Annotated in this window: 17 protein-coding genes; 7 read left to right on the forward strand and 10 right to left on the reverse strand. The window is 38.3% G+C overall.

Translation table 11 applies throughout. The features are described from left to right. Positions 1-36 precede the first annotated feature (36 nt). Together FHS59_RS04080 and FHS59_RS04085 are read left to right on the forward strand one after the other, a co-directional pair. Entirely contained in the window at positions 37-891 is an 855-nt protein-coding gene (locus tag FHS59_RS04080; RefSeq protein WP_184493296.1) for an ROK family protein, read from the forward strand. Positions 892-896: 5 nt separating this feature from the next. Next, the gene (locus FHS59_RS04085) at positions 897-2765 is read left to right on the forward strand and encodes an FAD-dependent oxidoreductase (RefSeq protein WP_184493297.1); all 1869 of its coding nucleotides are present in this window, start codon (positions 897-899) and stop codon (positions 2763-2765) included. A 6-nt stretch (positions 2766-2771) separates the two neighbouring features. On the opposite strand, the gene FHS59_RS04090 is transcribed toward FHS59_RS04085, so the two are convergent. From FHS59_RS04090 to FHS59_RS04105, 4 genes are read right to left on the reverse strand one after another with little or no spacing between them, the layout of a single operon-like run. Continuing rightward, positions 2772-4214: a sulfatase family protein gene (locus FHS59_RS04090; protein WP_184493298.1), complete on the reverse strand. Its 1443-nt coding sequence runs from the start codon at positions 4212-4214 to the stop codon at positions 2772-2774. A 19-nt stretch (positions 4215-4233) separates the two neighbouring features. Next, positions 4234-5568 carry a vanadium-dependent haloperoxidase gene (locus tag FHS59_RS04095; RefSeq protein ID WP_184493299.1) on the reverse strand — a complete coding sequence of 445 codons (1335 nt, stop codon included), beginning with the start codon at positions 5566-5568 and terminating at the stop codon, positions 4234-4236. After that, complete coding sequence (locus FHS59_RS04100; RefSeq protein ID WP_184493301.1) at positions 5565-8852, reverse strand: VCBS repeat-containing protein; 3288 nt, start codon at positions 8850-8852, stop codon at positions 5565-5567. Before FHS59_RS04100 ends, FHS59_RS04095 begins: the two co-directional genes overlap by 4 nt. A 20-nt stretch (positions 8853-8872) precedes the next feature. Further along, a complete protein-coding gene (locus FHS59_RS04105) occupies positions 8873-10120 on the reverse strand; it encodes an ROK family transcriptional regulator (protein WP_184493303.1) in 1248 nt (415 codons plus the stop codon). 213 nt (positions 10121-10333) lie between these two features. On the opposite strand from FHS59_RS04105, the gene FHS59_RS04110 reads away from it, so the two are divergent. Continuing rightward, positions 10334-10855 carry a cupin domain-containing protein gene (locus tag FHS59_RS04110; RefSeq protein ID WP_184493305.1) on the forward strand — a complete coding sequence of 174 codons (522 nt, stop codon included), beginning with the start codon at positions 10334-10336 and terminating at the stop codon, positions 10853-10855. A 207-nt stretch (positions 10856-11062) separates the two neighbouring features. On the opposite strand, the gene FHS59_RS04115 is transcribed toward FHS59_RS04110, so the two are convergent. The 5 genes from FHS59_RS04115 to FHS59_RS04135 form a co-directional block, all read right to left on the reverse strand. Then, complete coding sequence (locus tag FHS59_RS04115; protein WP_184493308.1) at positions 11063-12625, reverse strand: toxin-antitoxin system YwqK family antitoxin; 1563 nt, start codon at positions 12623-12625, stop codon at positions 11063-11065. 117 nt (positions 12626-12742) lie between these two features. After that, positions 12743-13318: a hypothetical protein gene (locus FHS59_RS04120; protein WP_184493310.1), complete on the reverse strand. Its 576-nt coding sequence runs from the start codon at positions 13316-13318 to the stop codon at positions 12743-12745. Between the two features lies 1 nt (position 13319). After that, positions 13320-14318 carry a 3-oxoacyl-ACP synthase III family protein gene (locus FHS59_RS04125; RefSeq protein WP_184493312.1) on the reverse strand — a complete coding sequence of 333 codons (999 nt, stop codon included), beginning with the start codon at positions 14316-14318 and terminating at the stop codon, positions 13320-13322. 86 nt (positions 14319-14404) lie between these two features. Next, positions 14405-15103 carry an SOS response-associated peptidase gene (locus tag FHS59_RS04130; protein WP_184493314.1) on the reverse strand — a complete coding sequence of 233 codons (699 nt, stop codon included), beginning with the start codon at positions 15101-15103 and terminating at the stop codon, positions 14405-14407. 34 nt (positions 15104-15137) lie between these two features. Then, positions 15138-16097, reverse strand: a complete 960-nt coding sequence (locus FHS59_RS04135) for a YheT family hydrolase (RefSeq protein WP_184493316.1) — start codon at positions 16095-16097, stop codon at positions 15138-15140. Positions 16098-16217: 120 nt separating this feature from the next. Between FHS59_RS04135 and FHS59_RS04140 the strand changes: the two genes are divergently transcribed. The 4 genes from FHS59_RS04140 to FHS59_RS04155 all read left to right on the forward strand — a co-directional run bounded on the left by FHS59_RS04140 (position 16218) and on the right by FHS59_RS04155 (position 20630). Continuing rightward, positions 16218-17846: a pyruvate dehydrogenase complex dihydrolipoamide acetyltransferase gene (locus tag FHS59_RS04140; RefSeq protein WP_184493318.1), complete on the forward strand. Its 1629-nt coding sequence runs from the start codon at positions 16218-16220 to the stop codon at positions 17844-17846. 144 nt (positions 17847-17990) lie between these two features. Continuing rightward, positions 17991-18530, forward strand: coding sequence for an ATP-dependent protease subunit HslV (hslV, locus tag FHS59_RS04145; RefSeq protein ID WP_184493320.1), 540 nt, complete (start codon positions 17991-17993; stop codon positions 18528-18530). Positions 18531-18641: 111 nt separating this feature from the next. After that, complete coding sequence (locus FHS59_RS04150) at positions 18642-19307, forward strand: TetR family transcriptional regulator C-terminal domain-containing protein (protein ID WP_184493322.1); 666 nt, start codon at positions 18642-18644, stop codon at positions 19305-19307. Between the two features lie 3 nt (positions 19308-19310). After that, positions 19311-20630 (forward strand): ABC1 kinase family protein, encoded by a 1320-nt coding sequence (locus FHS59_RS04155; protein WP_184493324.1) that lies wholly within the window; start codon positions 19311-19313, stop codon positions 20628-20630. A gap of 31 nt (positions 20631-20661) precedes the next feature. Here FHS59_RS04155 and FHS59_RS04160 read toward each other — a convergent pair whose 3' ends face one another. Further along, positions 20662-21867, reverse strand: a complete 1206-nt coding sequence (locus tag FHS59_RS04160) for a PQQ-dependent sugar dehydrogenase (RefSeq protein WP_246388287.1) — start codon at positions 21865-21867, stop codon at positions 20662-20664. Positions 21868-21888: the final 21 nt, after the last annotated feature.

The following is a 21888-nucleotide window of genomic DNA, read 5'->3' on the forward strand; positions in this document are numbered from 1 at the left end:
TCCCAAGTCAACAGTACTGAATATCTTTAATGCTGTATGATACGAATAGGAGTAGATATTGGAGGCTCTCACATTTCAGCTGCCAAAGTTCATTTAGAGTCAGGAAAAGTATCTTTTTCGGATTTTCACGAGGCAGATGTAAATACTTTTGGAAAAAAAGAGGAGATCATTGAAAGTTGGTGTGAAGTGATAAAATCATCTTCAGGAAGTTCTCGAGATATTCAGATCGGAATTGCAATGCCAGGGCCTTTTGACTACCCAAATGGAATTTCTCTGATTAAAGAACAAGGAAAAATGGCATCCTTTTACCAAGTCTCGGTCAAAAACCTGCTTGCAAAAAATCTGGAGATTCCTGAAAATCAAATCTCCTTCACAAATGATGCAGAGGCTTTTTTGATAGGAGAAAGTTACGCTGGCGCAGGGAAAGGATTTCAAAATTCAATAGGTCTTACTTTAGGGACTGGGCTAGGTTCTGCGATTAAAGTCCATGAATTCGTGAAAGATGCCAAGCTTTGGACAGCTCCTTTTCGGGATGGTATCGCCGAAGATTATCTTGGTACAGCCTGGTTTAAGAATGACGCCAGAGAGAATTTTAATTTTGAGATAAATGGTGTAAAAGACCTTTTTTCGAATGAGGTTAATCCATCTTTTCGACAGGCAATTTTTGAGAGATTTGGACGAGCATTAGGTGAGTTTTTGTTTCCTTATCTAATTCGATTAAAAACTGAAGGAGTGGTCCTTGGCGGTAAAATTAGTCTGGCTTCTGAATATTTTTTACCAACCACAAATGAATATTTAAAAACTATGGGATATTCAATCCCCATCAAAATCTCTGAACTTGGAGAAAAATCAGCACTTGTTGGAGCATGTCTGAGTGTCGAAGAAAAATAAAACCCATGAAAATCACCCTGTTTTTTACCTTCTTTTGGATTTCACTATTGAGTTTTTCGTCTGCAGTTTTTGCTCAGCAGAAATATGATGTAATAATTGTTGGTGGAGGTGCCAGTGGAACTGCTGCTGGGATTTCAGCTGGTAGGTTAGGTTCTAAAACATTGATTATAGAGTCTACTCCTTGGCTGGGAGGGATGCTTACTTCTGCCGGAGTGTCGGCTATTGATGGGAATCATCGGCTTCCATCAGGGATTTGGGGTGAGTTCAGGTTAAAACTAGAAGAGTATTATGGAGGTCCGGAAAAATTGGCAACAGGCTGGGTGAGCAACACACTTTTTGAGCCGAAAGTAGGAAATCAAATTCTTCAGGAAATGGCTAAATCTGTAGAGAATCTGACAGTCACATTTAACAGTTCTTGGCAAAAAGCTGAGTATTCAGAAAAGCTTTGGACGGTAACTTTCTTGAAAGATGGGGAACAAATTGAAGTTCAAGCCCCTATTTTGATTGATGCGACAGAATTAGGAGATGTTGCTGCTGCGCAAGGTTTAACCTATCGGATTGGAATGGATGCCAGAGATGAAATTGGAGAAAGCTTTGCTCCAGAAGAAAGTAATGATATCATACAGGATTTAACTTATGTGGTAACACTCCAGGATTATGGGGAAGGTGCCGATAAAACCATTCCGAAACCTTCAAATTATGATCCTGCGGAATTTGAATGTGCTTGTGCACATTCTGATCCTATTACTGATAAGGCTGCAGTTTCAGATTGCCAAAAAATGATCAATTATGGTAAGCTCCCTAATGGCAAATACATGATCAACTGGCCAAATTGTGGGAATGATTACTATCTGAATATCATTGAGAAAACACCTGAGGAGCGTGAAGAGGCATTAGAAGAAGCAAAACAAGCGAGTCTCCGCTTTGTCTATTATATCCAGCATGAGTTGGGTTTCAAACATTTGGGAATTTCGGAGGAGGAATATCCCACAAAGGATATGCTTCCTATGATCCCTTATCATAGAGAATCAAGACGGTATGTTGGGATGGTGGATTTCACGCTGCCTTATGTTCGTACACCCTTTGAAGCCCCATCACCATTTTATCGTACAGGCGCAGCGGTAGGAGACTATACGATAGATCATCATCACAAGAAAAATCCCGAAGCTCCAGCCATTGATTTTATCAAAATCAGAGTTCCATCTTACAATATTCCCTTAGGTTCGCTAGTTCCAAAAGAACACCCAGCTTTGATCCTGGCAGAAAAGAGTATTTCCGTATCAAACATCGTCAATGGTGCGACCAGATTGCAACCAGTGGTTCTTGGGATTGGTCAGGCATCGGGAGTTTTGGCTTCAGTCGCAATGAAGGAAAAAATTGAGCTACAGAAAGTCTCGATTCGCCAAGTTCAATCTGTTTTGCTTTCTCAAAATGCTTATATCATGCCATTTCTGGATATGAGTCCTTCGGATGAGAATTTCATCGCCATTCAAAAAATCGGTGCCACCGGGATTTTAAAAGGGGAGGGAGTTCCCTACCTCTGGGCAAACCAAATGTGGTTTTATCCGGATCGCCTTGTGACAGAATTTGAGTTGATAGATGGCCTGAGACCTTATTATCCAACACTGAAGGACTTTTGGGGAGCATCCGGAGACTATTTAACAGGACAAAGGTTTCAAGTTTTGTTGGATGTAGTTAAACCCAAAACTCCATTATTGGAAATTGCACAAGCTTGGAATAGAAGAGGTCTTGAAGGATCTTTTAATACAGATTTAATACTCAATAGAGAACAAGTTTCGGTTCTTATTGATGAATTATTGAATCCATTTTCAGTAGAAGTAAACTGGAAAGGGGAGTTAGTTATGATCAACTAAGAATTCTTATTCCTCAATCCTCCCATGTTTTCTTAAGCCTTTTCCTTCGGATTCTGTTAAAGCATCCCCCATATCCGCCCTTGCTTCTTCAGCAAATTGATTCAATTTGGAAACAATCTCAGGATTGTTTCCTGAAACATCCGTAGTTTCATTAGGGTCGGTAGATAAGTCAAAAAGTTCGGCGTTTTCTTGGTTCAGCATGTGATATTTGACAGGGATGCCATCATTTCTCATTTCCGTTCCTTCCGGAATACTTCTGTAAGCATGTGGGAAAACCATCTTCCATTTCCCATATATGACAGCCTGCAATTCATTCCGGTTATAATATGCGAAATAAGGCTTGGGATCCATTTCTTTCCCTTCGAGGATTGGTAAAATGCTCCTCCCATCAATTGGTAACTCAAGAAGTTTTGAGTTTGTGATTTCTGCCAAAGTAGGAAGAATATCAATGGTCATGGCAGCCTGATTTTCTACTTTTCCAGCAGGAAAATGACCTGGCCATACAAAAATCCCCGGTTCACGGATTCCTCCATCCCAAGATGTTCCTTTTCCTTCTCGTAAACCACCAGTCAATCCTGCATGTCCTCCATATGAAAGCCATGGGCCATTGTCAGAAGTAAAAATGATAATGGTGTTTTTGTCCAAGCCAAGTTCTTCCAATTTCTTTCTCACTTGGCCTACAGACCAATCTACCTCCATCATCACATCTCCGTAAAGCCCTTGTTCAGACTTCCCCTTAAACTTGTCAGAAACGAAGAGAGGTACATGGGTCATGCTATGTGCCAAATAAAGGAAAAAAGGCTTGTCTTTACTTTGCTCGATAAACTTGATTGCCTCCTCTGTGTAATTTGTAGTCAACATACTTTGGTCATCAAGCGTGTCAATCACAGTCGTATTTCTATAAAGAGGAAGAGGAGGGTAATAATCTTTCACCTCAGGATGATGAGGCCACATATCGTTTGAATATGGTAATCCATAGTAGGAATCAAAGCCTTGTTCGGTTGGAAGAAATGGTGCCAAATGCCCCAAATGCCACTTTCCAACCATTCCTGTGGTATATCCATTGCTTTTTAGCATCTCTGCAATAGTTGTTTCTTCAGGATTTAATCCATGTTTTGCAGAGTGATCTAAAGCTCCAAAAATCTCAAGTCTATTGGCATAAGTGCCTGTTAAAAGTGCAGCTCTTGATGCCGAACAAACCGCATGAGGAACATAAAACTGAGTGAATCGAACCCCGTCAGCAGCCAGTTGATCCAGGTTTGGGGTTTTCCACTGTGTAGCACCATAAACACCCAAGTCTCCATAGCCCATGTCATCTGCAAAAATCAAAACTATGTTGGGCTTAGTTGGACTTTCTTCGCTTATTTTTTCCTCTTTGGTATTACAAGAGAAGAGGCTTAAAAAAGCTATAAAGGCTGTGAATTGATGGATTGACTTATGGAATCGCATAGTTTGTTTTTTATTTTACTTAGTCATCATTTCCCACTTTAGACCAAATCATTACTCCGATTTTACCTCCTTGTTTTACTCCTTCTTCGATGGCATCTCTGAAGTGAATTCCTCCGTAGAGACGAGAAATCGCTGCTTCTTCGGAAGCATAAAGAAATGATGGGAATGGTCTTTCTGGTAAGCCAAAGTAAGTTTCTGAGCTGTCTATAAATTCAAAATTATCTCCGAAGTAGCCTGTTAATACTACTGCGGAGGCTCGACTGATGACGGAATGGCCTGAAGTATATTCTGGAAAAGGAGGTGTTTGTAACAAGGGTCTCCAGCGCTGATCTAGTTTTTGGTTGATAACCGTTTCTGGACGAATTCTATCTGTATCGTATTTTGCTTTCCAACAAGAAATAAACGCATCATGCAAAGTCATTCCCACCAAAGCATGAACATAGGCAGTTTCGGCAAATGAAAGATTGGCTTTTTGCGCAGCAATTCCAGTGATTCCAATCCAATGTCCGCCAGGAGAAATCTTTTTTACTCCTATTGCCATATGGCCAGAAAATTCAACTTTGAAAGGATTACAATCCCAAAAATTAGCAATCAATTTTCTCTCTTCATTTAACTCATTGGTGGTGTTATACACTTCCATCAGTTGATTATGGAAAGAGCTTCCTTCCGCCATGTCAAATGGAGCCATCGGAGCTGGTTCGAAATCTTCAAGATCTTTTATAAAAAATGGCTGAATGGTTTCCCACTCCGGTTCCACAGCTGCTATGTAGGCTGGTGGAGTAGGGTACCAGAAGCCTTCTCCTTTTTGAGGAGTGTATCGAGTCAAAGTCGAAAGTTGTAAATAGCCGTCTTTTTTGGCAATCTCCATCACTTTATCAGCAACCAAATTGGCTAATTCTTTATGCTCAGTAAGATTCTTTTTAGAAATGACTTTGTTTTTAAGCGCAATTTCTATCCACTCTTCTTGTCTTTTTTCCAACAAATAACCTGATGGCATAATGTCCTGACCTACTTTCAGCATCGCCAAAATGGAGACAAACTCAGGTGAGGTAACATTTGATTCGGGAATACCCCAATCATGGTTTTCCAAGTAAGTGTTTGCCAAAATATCCTGATTTGAAAAACTTCCTCCCTGACTTTTAATCACTAGATAAGCCGCCAGATTAGAATAGGCGTAAATTCTTGCAGCTACGGGTGGACTGGCAACATCTGTCACCATTACTTCAGTAATATGGAATAGGTTTTCAGAATAGACTTTTGGCCAATTCATCGGCTTTGCAAAGAGATTCCCCGAACCTATAAGAGCGAAACTTAGGAGAGTAATCAGGATTATTTTACTGAAAGAAAATTTCATTTGATCTGAAAACTTTGCAAGGGTTGTTGATTGATGCCGAAAATCAATTGAAGACCAGATTCTGTTTGAATTGGCAAGATTGACTTGATATCACCTTTGATCGCCAATCCAGATTCTTTTGGGGATAAAGGTTTAAAATTTCCTTTCCCATCACCTATCAAAACCAAACCTAGACCTGCATCTATTTTACCAATACGGATTCTGGTTTGGGATTGGTTTCCACCTAATACCAAGTCCATGTTCCCATCTTTATTGACGTCGATCGGAAGGATGGCGTAAATTGGAAACGATTGGGCTATTTTAGGAAGAGCTTTGGCCTCAAAATGATCGCCTTTATTTTCTAAATAAATAGATTCCAGGGAATTGGCTTCCAGAACTTGGGCGTTTTCCAATTGCTGTGATGTAAATAAATCCTCCATTGTGGCTTTAGAATACGAGGCATAATCTGTGAATTTACTTCTCATGCTTGCCATTTGATCCAAAAGCTCATCTCGACTTGGGAAAGGATACATTTTATCCCCAACAAAACATTCCAGAATCGGATCTATGGATCCATTTTGATCAAAATCTGAAGCGTAAAGTCGAAGGACTTTATTTTCATTTGCTTCAAATTGTGAGTTTAAACCAAAATTCCCAGCTATTAAATCAAGATCTCCATCTCCATCCATATCAGCTTTTGATAGACTTCCGTACCATCCGGATAAAGTCACTAGCATGTAATCAGCAGTTTGATTTTCAAACCCAACTCCGGTATTGATCAATATCGTAACGGGGAGAAATTCACCAGCTAAAATCAAATCCATTTTCCCGTCTCTATTGATGTCAATTTGTTCAGAGGACGTAATCAGGCCGATCTTTCCACCTTCTGGAAGTAAATTCGGGTCCACGGTGAAGTTCCCTTTCCCATCGTTAATTAGAATTTTACTTTCTGGAATCAGAGGATATCGACCAGGAATCAATTTAGCTCCTACAAATAAATCTAGATTCCCATCTCCATTCACATCGATCGCTTGGGCTGTTCCAGTGCTAAATTTGTAATCAGGGAAATTTGCGGCTTTATTCAGTTTCCCGTTTCCATCATTTAGATATAGCCTATCCTGTAAGGATTCATCTGAACCGATGTAATCATGATATCCACCACTTCCAAGAAATAAATCCTGTGCTCCGTCACCATTAAAATCCTCAAAAATTGCAATGGCATCCGTAAACTCAGGAGTGGATTTAAATCCGCTATATGCTGTCCAAGTTTGATTTTTGAAGGAATAAATTTTGCCTGCTTGACCCTTTGTTCCGCCAATAAAAACCTCAGGATATCCATCATTGTCCAAGTCTCCTTGTGCTAAAATCGGATCGATATAACTTGCCATGGTTAGCATCAAAGGTTGACGCTTAAAATCATTAAAATTATTTTCAATTGGAGAATAGGGAGGGGTAGAAGTCGATTTGACGAGTATTGGATCTACATCACCAATTGAAGAAACCTTGTGGCTTGTATTTTCTTTTTGAACTTTCAAAAGTTGATTTGAAGGAATGTCCTCAATTACTTGAATGCTTCCATCTGGCCAAGTAATTTTTAGAGATTTCACTGTTCTTTCATCACCTAGTCCAAACTGCAATCTTGGACTCACAGATGATTGAAATCCTCTGACAGGCTGAACTTCTAAAACCTGATTTCCACTTTCTGTCACAGCTTCGACTTTTGCCCCAATACCAAACCAGTTTTTGCTATTAGAATTAAGGATGACTTGCAGCCAATTGTTACCTGAACTATTATTTTCATAAATGCCAGCAAAATCATTGAGGTTACTGACAACTAAATCCAGGTCACCATCATTATCGAGGTCGGCATAAACTGCACCAGAAGAAAATCCTTTTTCAGAAAATCCCCAATCCATTGATCTGTCTTGAAACTGCAGATCTCCATCATTTTCAAAAATGTAATTATGAATAGGAGTGGAGGTCATGGTGGTAACTAAGTGCAAAGTGTCTGCTTTTTCGTTTGCTATGGCCTGCTTGAAATAATAGTCCCCCTTATATTTCAAGAAGTCACGATTCGTATAATCTCGGTAATACCCATTGGAAATGAAGAGGTCTTTATTTCCATCATTTGTCGCATCGAAAAACAATGCAGACCAACTCCAGTCGCTATTTGAAATATTTGAAAGCTGTGCTATTTCTGAGAAATTTCCTGCCCCTAAATTGAGCTGCAACATATTTCTCATGTTTTGGTGATGAAATCCCTGTTGAATCATCAATGCATATTGCTCGTAATTTTCAGGTCCATAAAGTAGCTTTTGTCTCTCGTTGTCCTCAGGAAGCATGTCTAAGGTATAGATGTCTACGTTTCCATCATTGTTAATATCGGAAATGTCTGATCCCATCGAGAAATGGGAGATATGCTGAAAATACTCCTTCATTTCATCCTTGAAGGTGCCGTCTTGTTGATTGATATAAACATAGTCAGGTTCTATGTAATCATTGGTGACCAATAGATCCATCCATCCATCTTGGTTGATGTCAGATGCAATTACTGACAAGCCAAAACCTAAGGCAGAACCTTTGATCCCAGCTTTTTCAGAGATATCTATAAATTCCCCATCCTTATTTTCATAAAGCTTGTCGCCTGCAAATGGATGTCTGATTCCTTTTACTTCATTGAATTCGAGTTCATTGATAACCTCAATATTGTGATTGAGAAGGTACATGTCCAGATCGCCATCTCTATCAAAATCAAAAAATAATGCTTGGGTACTGTTTGATGGATCCGCTAAACCATAGGCTTCAGCTTCTTCGGAAAAATTAAAATTCCCCTTGTTTATCCAAAGCTCATTTTTTCTATTTTCCGGAGTTCCTTTGCCAGAATAGCAAACATAAATATCCAACAATCCATCACCGTTGACATCGGCCATAGATACTCCGGTCGTCCATACATCTTTACCTGAAAGTCCAGCGTCTTTTGTTTTGTCCTCGAATTTCCAGTTTCCTAGATTTTTGTAAACTTTATTGGAAACCATGTTTCCTGTTAAAAACAGGTCTTCCAGACCATCATTGTTCAAATCCCCAACGGCAACTCCGCCTCCATTGTAAAAATATTCGTAGCGAAGGATGTTGTTTTTGTCGTCTTCTTTTAATTGATTTTTAAAAGTTATTCCGGATTTCCTATTGGAAACTGTCTCAAAAAAAGTGGAATTCCCTTTTTGAGCGAATAGCCTTTTTGGAGTAATGAATAAAATTGAAAACCCAAGAACAATTAAAATTGCCTTGGATTTATGGTAGGAATACATGGTTTTGAAATTGAAGAATTTTAACTCAATCGGTTGATGACATCTTCAAACAGCTTTTCATTGACCACGGCAACTCCACCTAAAAGACCTACATCTTCACCTAATTGATATAATGCCAATTGAGATCTTTCGCGGGATTTTGCCATACTATAAATATTCAATGCCTGCTGAATAGGAGTAATTAGGTATTGATTTGCTTCAGCAACCGATCCACCTATAATAATGAGTTCCGGGTTCAAAAGCTGAATGAGAATTGAAATACCTCTACCTAAATCCAATCCGGCTTCGGATAGAATCGTAATTGCTCTTTGGTCACCGGCCAAAGCAGCTTCTACTACAAGTGCTGGCTCCAATTCACCTTGATGATCTCTAACCATTCTTGCCAATATGCTGTCCTTGTCTAGTTTAATCGCTTCCTCAGCCATTCTGACAATAGCTGTACCAGATGAAACTGATTCAAGACATCCTTTTTTACCACAGGTACAGGTAACGTCTCTTGATTCGAAAATAGGTGAATGAGAAAATTCACCAGCAAAACCGGAAGCTCCCTGATATATTTTTCCATCGATGATGATTCCCAAACCAATTCCCCAGCCAACAAATATCCCAAGGACATTTTTGTGGGAATGGTCAGAACCAAACTTGAACTCTGCCAAAGTCATGGCTCTCGCATCATTTTCCAGGAAAATCTTCTTAGCGAATCGCTCTTCTAGATTTTCCAGTAGTGTTTTCTTTCCAAATCGCAAGTAAGTGTAATTCACACCTCCCACAGAATCAATTAATCCAGGCATCGAAAACCCAATCGCAATGATTTTCTCAGATTTAATTCCTGTATTTTTCAAGTAGGTATCAATTAGATCACAAAGCTGCTCAAAAGTTTCCTTTTCATTGTTCAAGGTGATTTTATGACTCTCTTTTGGACTGGCTAGTTCTTGATTACAAGAATACAGAGCAAGATTCACTTGGAACCTGGATAAGTCTACTGACAAAACATAAAAAGCATCTTCTGCAAGTCTATACAAGTCTGGTTTTCTTCCTCCTTGAGATTCTGCTCTTCCATGTTTAATTACTTCTCCGGAATTCATTAAATCACCTAACAGCGCATTGACAGTTGGTAGAGAGATACCTACTTCAGAACAAATTTCACTTGCTGTATTTGCACCCTTCAGGTACAGGTTTTTAATAATTTTTATCTTGTTTAGGTAGCTTTTGATTTCGACGACACCGTCCATTTTATCAATTACTTCCTGAGGGTTTATTAGATGCATATGGTAAAATTATCCTTCAATTAAAGTATTTTTTGAGTTTGAAAAAAGCACTTTCATAAAAAAATAAATAAACCAATGTGGCGGGGTAAATAGAAATAGTATTTATTACTTAAATCTCATTGTTTCATAAAAAGATTTGAGGAATCATTGAATCTCATTACTGACTAAAAACCAAATTTTTACTAATTTTGATCATACATTGAAATTAAAATTATGATTACACTTGATATTTTTCCTGACCTGACAAAGGCTGAGGTATTTAAGAAAATTGAAGATTTTTTAACCGAGGAGGGCTTTGAAGTAGAAAAAATCGATCAAACGAGACCTTGGGGTGGTTTTTTTGTATTGAATGAAAAACAGATTCAAAAATTTAAAGAAAAGTTCTTCCACGAAGTAGACTTGTCTAAAGAGCAATTACAACTGAAACTATCTCCGAAATTGCTTCTTGTGGCTCCAGGGGCAAGACTTTCTTGGCAGTATCATTTTAGAAGAGCAGAAATCTGGAAATTAATAGGTGGAGATGCTTTGATATCAAAAAGCCAAAATGATGAGCAAGGCCCAGCTACAAATTTAATTATGGGAGAAACTGTCTCTTTGGCAAAAGGAGAGAGACACAGGCTTATAGGTTCAGAAAACTGGGGAATAGTGGCTGAAATCTGGATGCACTCAAATCCTGAAAATCCATCAAACGAAGAAGATATCGTGAGACTTGAAGATGATTATTCAAGGTCATAAAAAAAGCCCGGAAAAATCCGGGCTAAAAAATTTTAATAAGTCAGTCCGTAGCTCAATCACCCTTAAAATTACTAATACAGTTTAAAAAACGTCTATCGGACAAGTTTAAATAGTGATTAAATTTAATTATAAATATCTAAACATCAAAATTTTATATTCAAAAAACATTTTGAATTATCTGAAATTTTAAAATCAGAAATTCATCAATTAGAAATTCTTTAAAGATTGGTCTTCAACAATTTCATCATTTTTATAATTGATCAAGTCTTCTAATCTACCTGATGGGTTGTAGTATCTCCAAACACCTTCTTTTTTGCCTTCTTTCATAGCGCCTTCGGAGGCTTTTCTTCCATTTTCATGATAAAAAATCCAGGTGCCTTCAGCTTTTCCACTATTATAACTTCCTTCAGATTCTTTTTTCCCTGTGACGTAGTAGGTGATTCTAGTTCCATTTCCATCTTTCAGAGTTCCTTTGTCGTAAGTTTCATTTCCTTCGTAGGAATTATAACTTCCCACATTCATCAACATGCCAGAATCCCAAAATTCTTCTTGGGTTAGCTTTTTATTGTCATAAAATAAGCCCCAAATACCATCCTCAAGACCCAATTTGTACGATCCGACTGATTTAAGTTGACCTCCATCGTAGTAGTAAAACCATTGTCCTTCTTCCAATCCAAGATTGAATTTACCTTCGGCAATCAGGATTCCGATTTTATTGAAATACTTCCAATTCCCAGTCTGCAGGTCATTTCTATACTCTCCAATAGAATAAAGTTCACCATCAGGAAAGAAGCTTTTCCAGAGGCCTGTTTTCATTCCCGAAGCATAATTTCCAAAAACAGAAAGTTTACCGGTATCATGGAATTCCACATATTCTCCCACTGGTACGCCTAATTCAAATGTTTGTCGCTTTGCGAGTGCTTTGTTAGGAAAATATTCTTCCCAAGTTCCGACAGCTATCCCATTTTTATATTTTTCCCACCTTGCCATTCTCCCATTTTCATAAAAATAAGTCCAGTCACCAGTCTTTTTTCCAAATTTATCATAGGTTTCTTCTGCTTCTAACCTGTTGTTTTCAGGGAAAAATCTCTGCCAAACTCCTACTTTATTTCCATTAGAATATTTTCCAACCTCGATAGGACGGTTAGGATAATAATACCTCTTGAAATCTCCATCCAACTGACCATTCTTGTATGTGGTTTCCACAATCAAAACACCTTCCGGATCATATTCTAGGTAAGGCCCTTCTCTTTTATTTTCTTTAAAAAATTCTACTATTGCAGGCTCTCCAAATTCATGATATGTGACCCATTGACCGGTCTTCATTCCATTTTCGTAAGAACCTTCTCTTTTGACTTGTTTTGGGGAAATGTAATCTGGTGTTTCAGTCTTGCCAAAGTATTCAACATATTGTCCTACCAAAACACTGTCCTGGAATATCATTTGAGTTACCAAAGCTCCATCTAAATCATAAACTTGGGCTGGGCCAAATAACTCGCCGTCCTTATATTCAGCCACTACTTTTTTTTGACCTTTGGCATTATAAGAAGTCCATTGACCTTCTCTAAGGTTATTTTTAAATGTTCCTTCGGAAAGTAATTGATTGGTTTTTGGATTATAATATTTCCAAAGTCCCTCTTTAACAACTCCTTCTAAAACACCAGTAGCCATAATAGAGGAATCAGGACTGTATATTTTAACGACAGAGGATTGCTGGGCAAAAAGAGGGGATGAAAATAAGAAGATACCTATGATCAGGATATATTTCATATAGATACTATTCGTTCTGGTGATTTAGTGAAAAAAGCATAAGACTTAATTTAATGAATTCTATTAAGTCAATTGATTTTATTTTACGGTTTTAGCCAATTCCAGTTTTAAAATTAATTATTTCTCCGTTTCAAGAATGGAAGATAATTCATTTATACACGTATTTATCTGCTCTGAAATTGTTTTTATAATCTCTTTTTTGTCGCCAAAAATTGAAATTTCTTTAAACCAAACGAGTAGATTTTCTTTGTTAATTGGTTCTTTATCAGGTGTTTTTGTTTTCTGATTTTCTAAAATCATGCCTGGATAATCCCAAGGGCTTTCCGTCAAGCTCAGGTAAAAATTATTTCTCATTGGAAAGGAGCTAGTCTGATGATATTTTTTTTGACCCACTAAAAGAAATAAGTAAATCCCATTTCCAAACCAGTTCAGAACTCTGATGTTAAGCCCATTTTCTGGATCAAAATTTCTGATTATATCTAGAACCTGGTAGGGCATTCCCAATAGATCATTGCCACGAGAAAGTTTTTTTGATTTATGCTTTTTGCAAATTTTAGAAAGGGATTCATTAGAAATCTCCTCAGCTATCAAAGAAAGAATCTCCCAAAACTGAAGCTTTAGCCGATGCTGCTTTTTGAATAATTCTTGATCTTTCCATAGATCTAAATCCGGATTTCCTGGAGATTTTGTCATTCTACCATTTTAATAAGGCTGAGGCCCAAGTGAATCCCGAACCAAAAGCTGCCAGGCAAACCAAATCTCCGGATTTTATTCTGCCTTGTTCCCAAGCTTCGCTTAATGCAATTGGAATTGTGGCTCCCGTGGTATTTCCCAGCGTCATGATATTGTTAAAAACCTTATCATCTGGGAATTCTAATTTTTGCTGGATGAACTGGCTGATTCTTAGGTTTGCTTGGTGAGGAACCAAAAGATCTATGTCTTCTTTGGATAAATTATTGGCTTTTAAAGCTTCATTGATCACTTCGATAAAGCGAACAATGGCATGTTTGAAAACTACATTTCCATTCATTTTGAGAAAGAAGCTACCAGAATCAAAAAGTTCTTGAGAAAATCTATCTTCTCTGGAGCTCCCAGGGTCTTTGCAGAATAATTCTTCAGCAAATGTTCCATCTGCATGAAGATGTGTTGATAAAATTCCGGAGTTTTCATCTTCTGATACGCCAAGAACTACAGCCCCTGCTCCATCAGCAAAAATGACCGCACTTGATCTACCTTCATCACTTTTATCAAGTCCGGATGATTGGATTTCCGCTCCTACAACCAAAATATTTTGATACATGCCGGTTTTGATGAACTGATCAGCGACCGAAAGTGCATAAATAAAACCAGAACAAGCATTTCGGATATCCAATGCACCAATACCAGGAATGCCTAATTCCCGCTGGAGTAATACGCCATTCCCAGGTACATAATAATCAGGAGTAATGGTGGCAAAAACGATAAAATCTAGATCCTTTGCTTCAATACCAGCCCTTTCCAAAGCCAGAAGTGAGGCGTTTTTTGATAAACTCGTAACGGTATCGACTCCAGGTGTAAACCATCTTCTTTCTTCAATTCCGGTTCTTTCGACTATCCATTCATTATTGGTGTCCATTAATTCGGAAAGCTCTTCATTCGTCACAATTCTGTCAGGTAAGCTATGCCCAACTCCAAGAATTCTTGATCTCTTCATTTCAATTTTGGGTTTAGTAAAAAAATAAGAAAGTCCTATTTGAATAACTTATACAAAAGACTTGTTCGCGATCTAAAATGTTTCAATTACCCAAATAAAGTATAGTTTCCATGTTGATCCATCGGGGATGTTTTTCTCATAACCGCGGGAGTGTCATTTTGTACTGTATTCACCAGAGGAGATACTGTGTAACTTATCATTAAATCTGATGAAAAAGGGCTAAGAATTTGCTTTAAATCCTCCTCTTTAGAATAGCTATCCAACCAAACCTTTTCTTGTTGCTTCGTCAAAATCACTGGCATCCGATCATGAATTTCAGAAACAATCTCATTTGGAGTGGTAGTCAAAATCAAAAATGTATGTTGGATTTCGCCGTTTAACGTTTCGTATTCTTCCCAAATACCTGCCATCGAAAAGAGCTCAGCTTCTCTCAAAGTAAATCGATAAGGTATTTTGGTCTTTTTACCGAGTTTTTTCCATTCATAAAATCCATCCGCAGGAATAATGCAACGTCGTTTTTGAAATGAGCTTTTAAAGGAGATTTTCTGATCAACCGTTTCAGCTTTAGCGTTTATGAGTTTTTGAGCTACTGGTTTGTTCTTTCCAAACTCAGGTGTAATTCCCCAATAAAAAAAGGAGAATCCCTTCGAACTGCCAGATGTAATGACGGGCACCAATTGAGTTGGAGCGATATTGTATCTAGGTTTGAATTCAGGAAGCATTTCTGCCTGAAATCGTTCCTCTAACTCGATTTTACTTTTACTCAATGAATAGCGACCGCACATAGTTTGATAGGTTGGATGATTACCGGATTGGAAGTTAGAAATCCCTGCTTATAAATTCAACTGCCCGTAGTTCAGAATAATAAGGTTTTTCTGAATTTGAAGAGGTAAACCCGACATGTCCTCCTTGACTAGGAAACTCGAAGTATACTTTATCCAGCCTTTTCCCCAATTCTAGTGGGAAGCAGAGTTCACTGAGAAAAGGATCATTTTGGGCATTTAGGACGTATGTGGGCACTTTTATTTTATCCAAAAAGAAAAGCGATGAGTTTACTTCGTAATATTCTTCGGCATCAGAAAACCCATGTAACGGTCCTGTGAGGTAATCATCAAAATCAGATAAAGTTTTTATGTTTTTCAACATCTGAACAGGGATATCATTCGGATGCGTCTTCGATTTTTCGATTACTTTCTCTTTTAAAGTTTTAAGGAAGCGTTTTGAGTAGAGCGTGTTTTCTAAGGATGAGATTTTTTTACTGGAGCTACTGAGATGTAATGGGACAGAAATGGCTACCCCTTTTTTGATTTTTTCGGTTTGACTTTCCAATTCCCCCAGAAATTTTAATACTAGATTTCCACCTAGAGAAAAACCAATTAAGTGTAATTCGTCATATCCAGATTGCGCATGCTCGATGACTGATTTTAAATCATAGGTTGCACCGGAATGGTAAAAAATTGCCTTTTGATTCAGCTCTTCTCCGCAGCCTCGATAATTCCAACAAAGGACATCATGTCCGTTTTCCAAAAATATTTTAGCCATTCCCAGAATATATGCTCTGGAACTATTTCCCTCTAAACCATGGTTGATGATCACAAGTTTATTTGACCCTTGCCTGTACCAGTCCAAATCAAGAAAATCACCATCGGAGGTGTTAATTCTTTCACGAACAGGCTTTTTCAGATCTACTTTTCTGAAAATTGCTGGGTAGATTGTTTCCAAATGGCCATTGAAAAGCCACTTTGGTCTTCGGTATTTGCTGTCTGGAATTATGGGCATATCAGGAAATTGGTGAATAAAGGCTGAAATGCAGGGGGAAAATACTAGTTTTAAATTTGAATAAAGACATTATAAAAACTATTTTTGGACACTTTAAAAACGAATAGAGCGCAATAACTCATGGCCGAAATTATTAGAATGCCTAAAATGAGCGACACCATGGAAGAAGGTGTGATCGCTGCATGGTTGAAAAAAGTAGGAGATACTGTAAAACCGGGAGATATCCTGGCTGAAGTAGAAACTGACAAAGCAACAATGGAGCTGGAATCATACGACGAAGGTGTGCTTTTATATATTGGAGTAAAAGAGAAAGATTCAGTTCCTGTGAATGGCGTAATTGCTGTGATCGGTGAAAAAGGTGAAGATTACGAGCACTTATTGAATGGGTCTGAAAAATCTGAGAAGAAAGAAGAGGCTCCAAAAGCTGAGGAATCTACTCCAGAACCTGCAAAATCAGAGGCTCCTGAAGAGAAAATTGATGTTTCTAACATCAATGCCACTGTTATCACTATGCCAAAAATGTCTGATACCATGCAAGAAGGAACTATTGCTTCTTGGTTGAAAAATGTAGGAGATGACATTAAATCCGGAGAAATTATCGCTGAAGTTGAAACTGATAAAGCGACCATGGAACTGGAAAGTTACGATGATGGTACTTTGCTATACATTGGAGTTGAAGCAGGCGACAGTGTGCCTGTGGATGGTGTCATTGCAGTAATCGGAGAAAAAGGTGCTGATTTTGAAACTTTGTTGAAAGCTCAGAAATCAAATTCATCTGAGTCTGCTCCAGAACCAAAGAAAGAAGCTGCTCCAGAAAAAGAATCAGCTCCTGAACCAGAAAAGAAATCTACTCCAGCTGCGACCCCAGTTGCAAGTACATCAGATGGCGAAAGAATCAAAGCATCTCCATTGGCTAAGAAAATGGCAGAGGAAAAAGGTTTGGACATCAGACAAGTGAGTGGTTCGGGTGAAGGAGGAAGAATCGTCAAAAAAGATATTGAAAACTTTGTGCCAGCTGCTGCACCACAGGCTGCATCAGCAGCAGGAGCTGCTCCTGCAATTGGACAAGAAAGTTATAAAGAGGAGAAAGTTTCTCAGATGCGTAAAGTAATCGCGAAGAGACTTGCTGAAAGTAAATTTGGTGCTCCACACTTCTATTTGACCATGGAAATCAACATGGACAAGGCAATAGAAGCAAGAAAGAGCATGAACGAAGTTTCTCCAGTGAAAATTTCTTTCAACGATATGGTGATCAAAGCAGCTGCGGCAGCTTTGCGTCAGCATCCAAAAGTAAATTCTAGCTGGTTAGGAGATAAAATCAGATACAACGAGCATATCCATATCGGAATGGCTGTAGCGGTAGAAGAAGGTCTGCTTGTGCCGGTGATCAGATTTGCAGATAATTTATCACTTTCTCAGATCTCTACTCAAGCAAAATCTTTGGGTGGAAAAGCTAAGAATAAAGAACTTCAGCCAAAGGATTGGGAAGGAAATACCTTCACGATCTCTAATTTGGGAATGTTCGGAATTGACGAATTCACTGCGATTATCAATCCACCAGATGCTTGTATCCTTGCTGTAGGCGGAATCAAAGAAACAGTCATTGTGAAAGATGGCCAGATGCAAATCGGTAACATCATGAAAGTAACCTTGTCTTGCGATCACAGAGTTGTAGATGGATCTGTAGGTTCAGCATTCTTGATTACGTTAAAGAGTCTTCTTGAAGATCCAGTTAGAATTCTGGTCTAATAGAAATAAATTTTACTGCCAAAAAGTCCTGATTTCAGGACTTTTTGCTTTTTGTATGGTTATTGGTGAAGTGGAAAGAGAAAAAATGGTGAAGTATAAGCCGATTTTTGATTTTGTAATCTTTGAAATTCATTAAAATAGATCATGACTAAAATTAAATCTACCACAGTAGTAGCAATCAGACATAACGGAGAAGTAGTGATCGGTGCAGATGGTCAAGCCACTTTAGGAAATACCGTTGCAAAAAGCTCTGTCAAAAAATTACGGGTTTTACAAGGTGGTAAAATTGTGACTGGATTTGCTGGATCCACTGCCGATGCATTTACCCTTTTGGAGAAATTTGAAGAGAAGCTTGGAGCTTTTGGAAATAATATGAAACGTGCAGCTGTTGAACTGGCTAAGGAATGGAGAACAGATCGTATGCTCAGCAAGTTAGAAGCAATGATGATCGTTGCTGATAAGGAAGATATTTTGATTATCTCAGGTACAGGAGATGTGATCGAACCAGATATGGAGATTGCTACCATTGGTTCTGGAAGTATGTATGCACAATCTGCCGCTAGAGCTATGAAGCAATTTGCTCCGCAGATGTCAGCTGAAGAAATGGTTAGAGAAAGCCTAAATATTGCAGCAGATATCTGTATTTACACTAATCACAACCTCGTAATTGAGAAAGTGAATTAAGTGAAAGTTGACAAATATTATAGCCGGAGTAAATTCTCCGGTTTTTTTATGCCCAATTAAAAACCTGTTTGCCCTTTTAGCTGTTATCAATTAGATATTTAGCAAAGAAATATGACTACTACGACAGCAAAAAAGACTACAAAGAAGGATTTAAAAAAAGTAATACTCGAAGCATTTCAATCTTATGTTTTGGAACATGGAGTTACTCCTCCGTCAGTATTCAAGTTTGCAAAGGACTTGAAAATGAAAGAGGAAGAGTTTTATACTTGGTTCACTTCTTTTGAAGCGATCAAATCAGCTATTTGGTTAGAAATTTTTGACCAAACATTGCTTCAAATTGAATCGCAGGAAGTCTTTAAAGAATATAGTGCAAGAGAGAAATTTCTGGGATTCTTATTTACCTGGATAGAGGAATTGAAGAAAAACCGATCGTATTTGTTGAGTCTTTATTCAGGAAATTCCAAAAAACTAACTCCGCTACCTAAGGAAGCAATGGAGTTTAAAGAGAAATTCAAAGAGTTTGCCTCAGAGATCATTTTGGAAGGAAAAGAGACGGAAGAGATTGCCAATCGACCATTTATCACCGATAAATACGATGAGGCGATGTGGTTCCAACTTTGGTTTGTCTTCCAATATTGGCTTGATGATCGATCACCTCGATTTGAAAAGACCGATGCTGCCATAGAGAAATCTGTCAACTTGGCTTTTGACCTAATGGGGAAATCAGCTCTGGATTCTTTTCTAGATTTTGCAAAATTCATGTACCAATCCAAATAAATTATGGCTGTTAATCTCAATGAACAGGAGTCCATTCCAGTTTCCAAAGTACAAAGGGCTGCCAAATTTATTTCCACGGGAGCCAAAGTAGGAGGGAATTATGTGAAGCATTATGCCAAAAAGGTCGTACAGCCCGGATTGGATAAAGAAGAGCTTCATCAAAGCAATGCTTCTGATATTTATAAATCACTCAGCCAGCTGAAAGGTTCGGCTTTGAAAGTGGCCCAAATGATGTCAATGGATAAAAATCTCTTGCCAAGGGCTTATCAGGATAAATTTACGATGGCACAATATTCTGCGCCTCCGTTATCATATCCTTTGGTAGTAAAAACCTTCCAAAAATATTTTGGAAAATCTCCGGACCAGATATATGAAACATTTACCCGCTCAGCTGTAAATGCTGCTTCCATTGGTCAGGTTCACAAAGCCACCAAAGATGGTAAAACATTGGCTGTCAAGATTCAATATCCTGGAATTGCAGATTCTGTCAGTTCTGATTTGAAATTGGTAAGGCCTTTCGCTTTGCGCTTACTGAATATGAATGAGCGGGAATTAGATCATTATATGGCAGAGGTAGAGGAGAAATTATTGGAGGAGACAGATTATGTCCTAGAGGTAAAAAGGTCCCGTGAGATTTCATCTGCCTGTTCTCATATTCCCAATTTGAAATTCCCTGTCTATTACGATGAATATAGTGCCGAGAGAATCATTACGATGGATTGGATCAACGGACAGCATTTAAAAGAATGGTTGGAAACTGATCCTTCTCAAGAATCAAGAAATCAGATCGGACAGGCACTTTGGGATTTTTACCACCACCAAGTTCATAATTTGAAGCAAGTTCATGCCGATCCTCATCCGGGTAATTTCATAGTTCAGGAAAACGATCAGCTTGGCATCATTGATTTTGGATGTGTAAAAGTGATTCCTGAAGACTTCTATCAAGGCTATTTTGCTTTGATAAAAAAGGATTTATTGATCAAACAGGAGGAGTTGGATCAGATCTTTTATGATCTTGAATTTATTTCAGATAAAGACACTGAAGAAGAAAAGGCTTATTTCAAAGGGGTATTTAGAGAAATGATTTCTCTATTGGGAAAACCATTCCATGTGGATCGTTTTGATTTTGCTGATGACGGTTTTTTTGAGCAGATTTTCCAATTAGGAGATAGGATTTCCAATGATAAGATGTTTAAAAAATCACGTCAGGCAAGAGGCTCTAGACATGGATTATATATTAATAGAACCTATTTTGGATTGTATAACCTCTTAAACCAATTGAGGGCTGAGGTGGATACGACGAAACCTGATTGGTTGAAATAAAAAAAGGGAAGCATTTGCTTCCCTTTTTTTATTATTTGGCTTCTGAGTAAGTCACTCTGTAAATCACTCCTGCCATGTCATCAGAGATTAGCATGCTTCCATCAGGCAATTCCTGAACATCTACGGGTCTCCCCCAAACATCCTGGGAAGCATCATCCAACCAGCCTTCTATGAATATTTCTTCTCCGGTTACTTTAGAGTTGGCATCAACTTTTTCTACAGCTACTACATAACCTGCTTTCTTGCTTCTGTTCCAAGAACCATGCTTCGCTACAAAAATGGAATTGTTGTAAGAATCTGGAAACATTCCATCTTCATAAAATCTCATTCCTAATGGGGCATTATGAGGGCCCATCAATGCTGCAGGAGCTTTATAATCAGATTGTGCGCCACCTTTATCGCCAAATTCAGGATCTTTCACATCTCCAGCATGCCAATATGGGTATCCAAAATGCTGACCTGCTTCGGTAATTTGATTTAGTTCGCAATTAGGAATATCGTCACCCATCATATCTCTACCATTGTCGGTAAACCACATATTGCCTGTTTGAGGATTCCAATCAAAACCTACTGTGTTTCTTACTCCATGTGCATAAACTTCAGGTTGCGGATTCGCTGCATTAACATCCATTCGGGTAATGCTAGCAAAAATTTCCTCCTCAGGATCACAGATATTACATGGAGCTCCTACAGGGACATATAACATTCCATCAGGACCAAAAGATATGAACTTCCATCCATGGTGCGTTTCAGTAGGGAATTCATCATAAATGACCTCATAGGTTGGATTGCCTAAGTTATTTTTGATGTCTTTGAATCGAAGAATTCTACTCACTTCAGCGACATATAGGTCACCATCTTTGTAGGCAACACCATTTGGCATTTGAAGACCTTCTGCCAAAATAAATTTAGAATCAGCTTTCCCGTCGGCATCTTCGTCCACAATTGCATAGACTTTGTCCTCTTGTCTATTTCCTACGAAAACAATTCCTTCTTCAGAAATTGCCATAGATCTGGCATTTGGAATGTCTGCAGCCCAAACATCAATTTTAAAATTTGCTGGTAGAGTCAATTTATCCAACTGAACTTCTGCTGAAGCTTGAGAAATATCAATTTTGTTTGCAGAGTCGACAGTTTTTATCGGTTGGATCTTTACTTCTTTCTTTTGTTGGCAACTGGCTGTAATTGAGGCAGCTGCCAAAAGCATGGATAGAGATAATGTTGAAATGGTTTTCATAATTTTTTCTTTTCTTATGAT

It is taken from the genome of Algoriphagus iocasae, assembly GCF_014206875.1.
Lineage (GTDB): Bacteria > Bacteroidota > Bacteroidia > Cytophagales > Cyclobacteriaceae > Algoriphagus > Algoriphagus iocasae.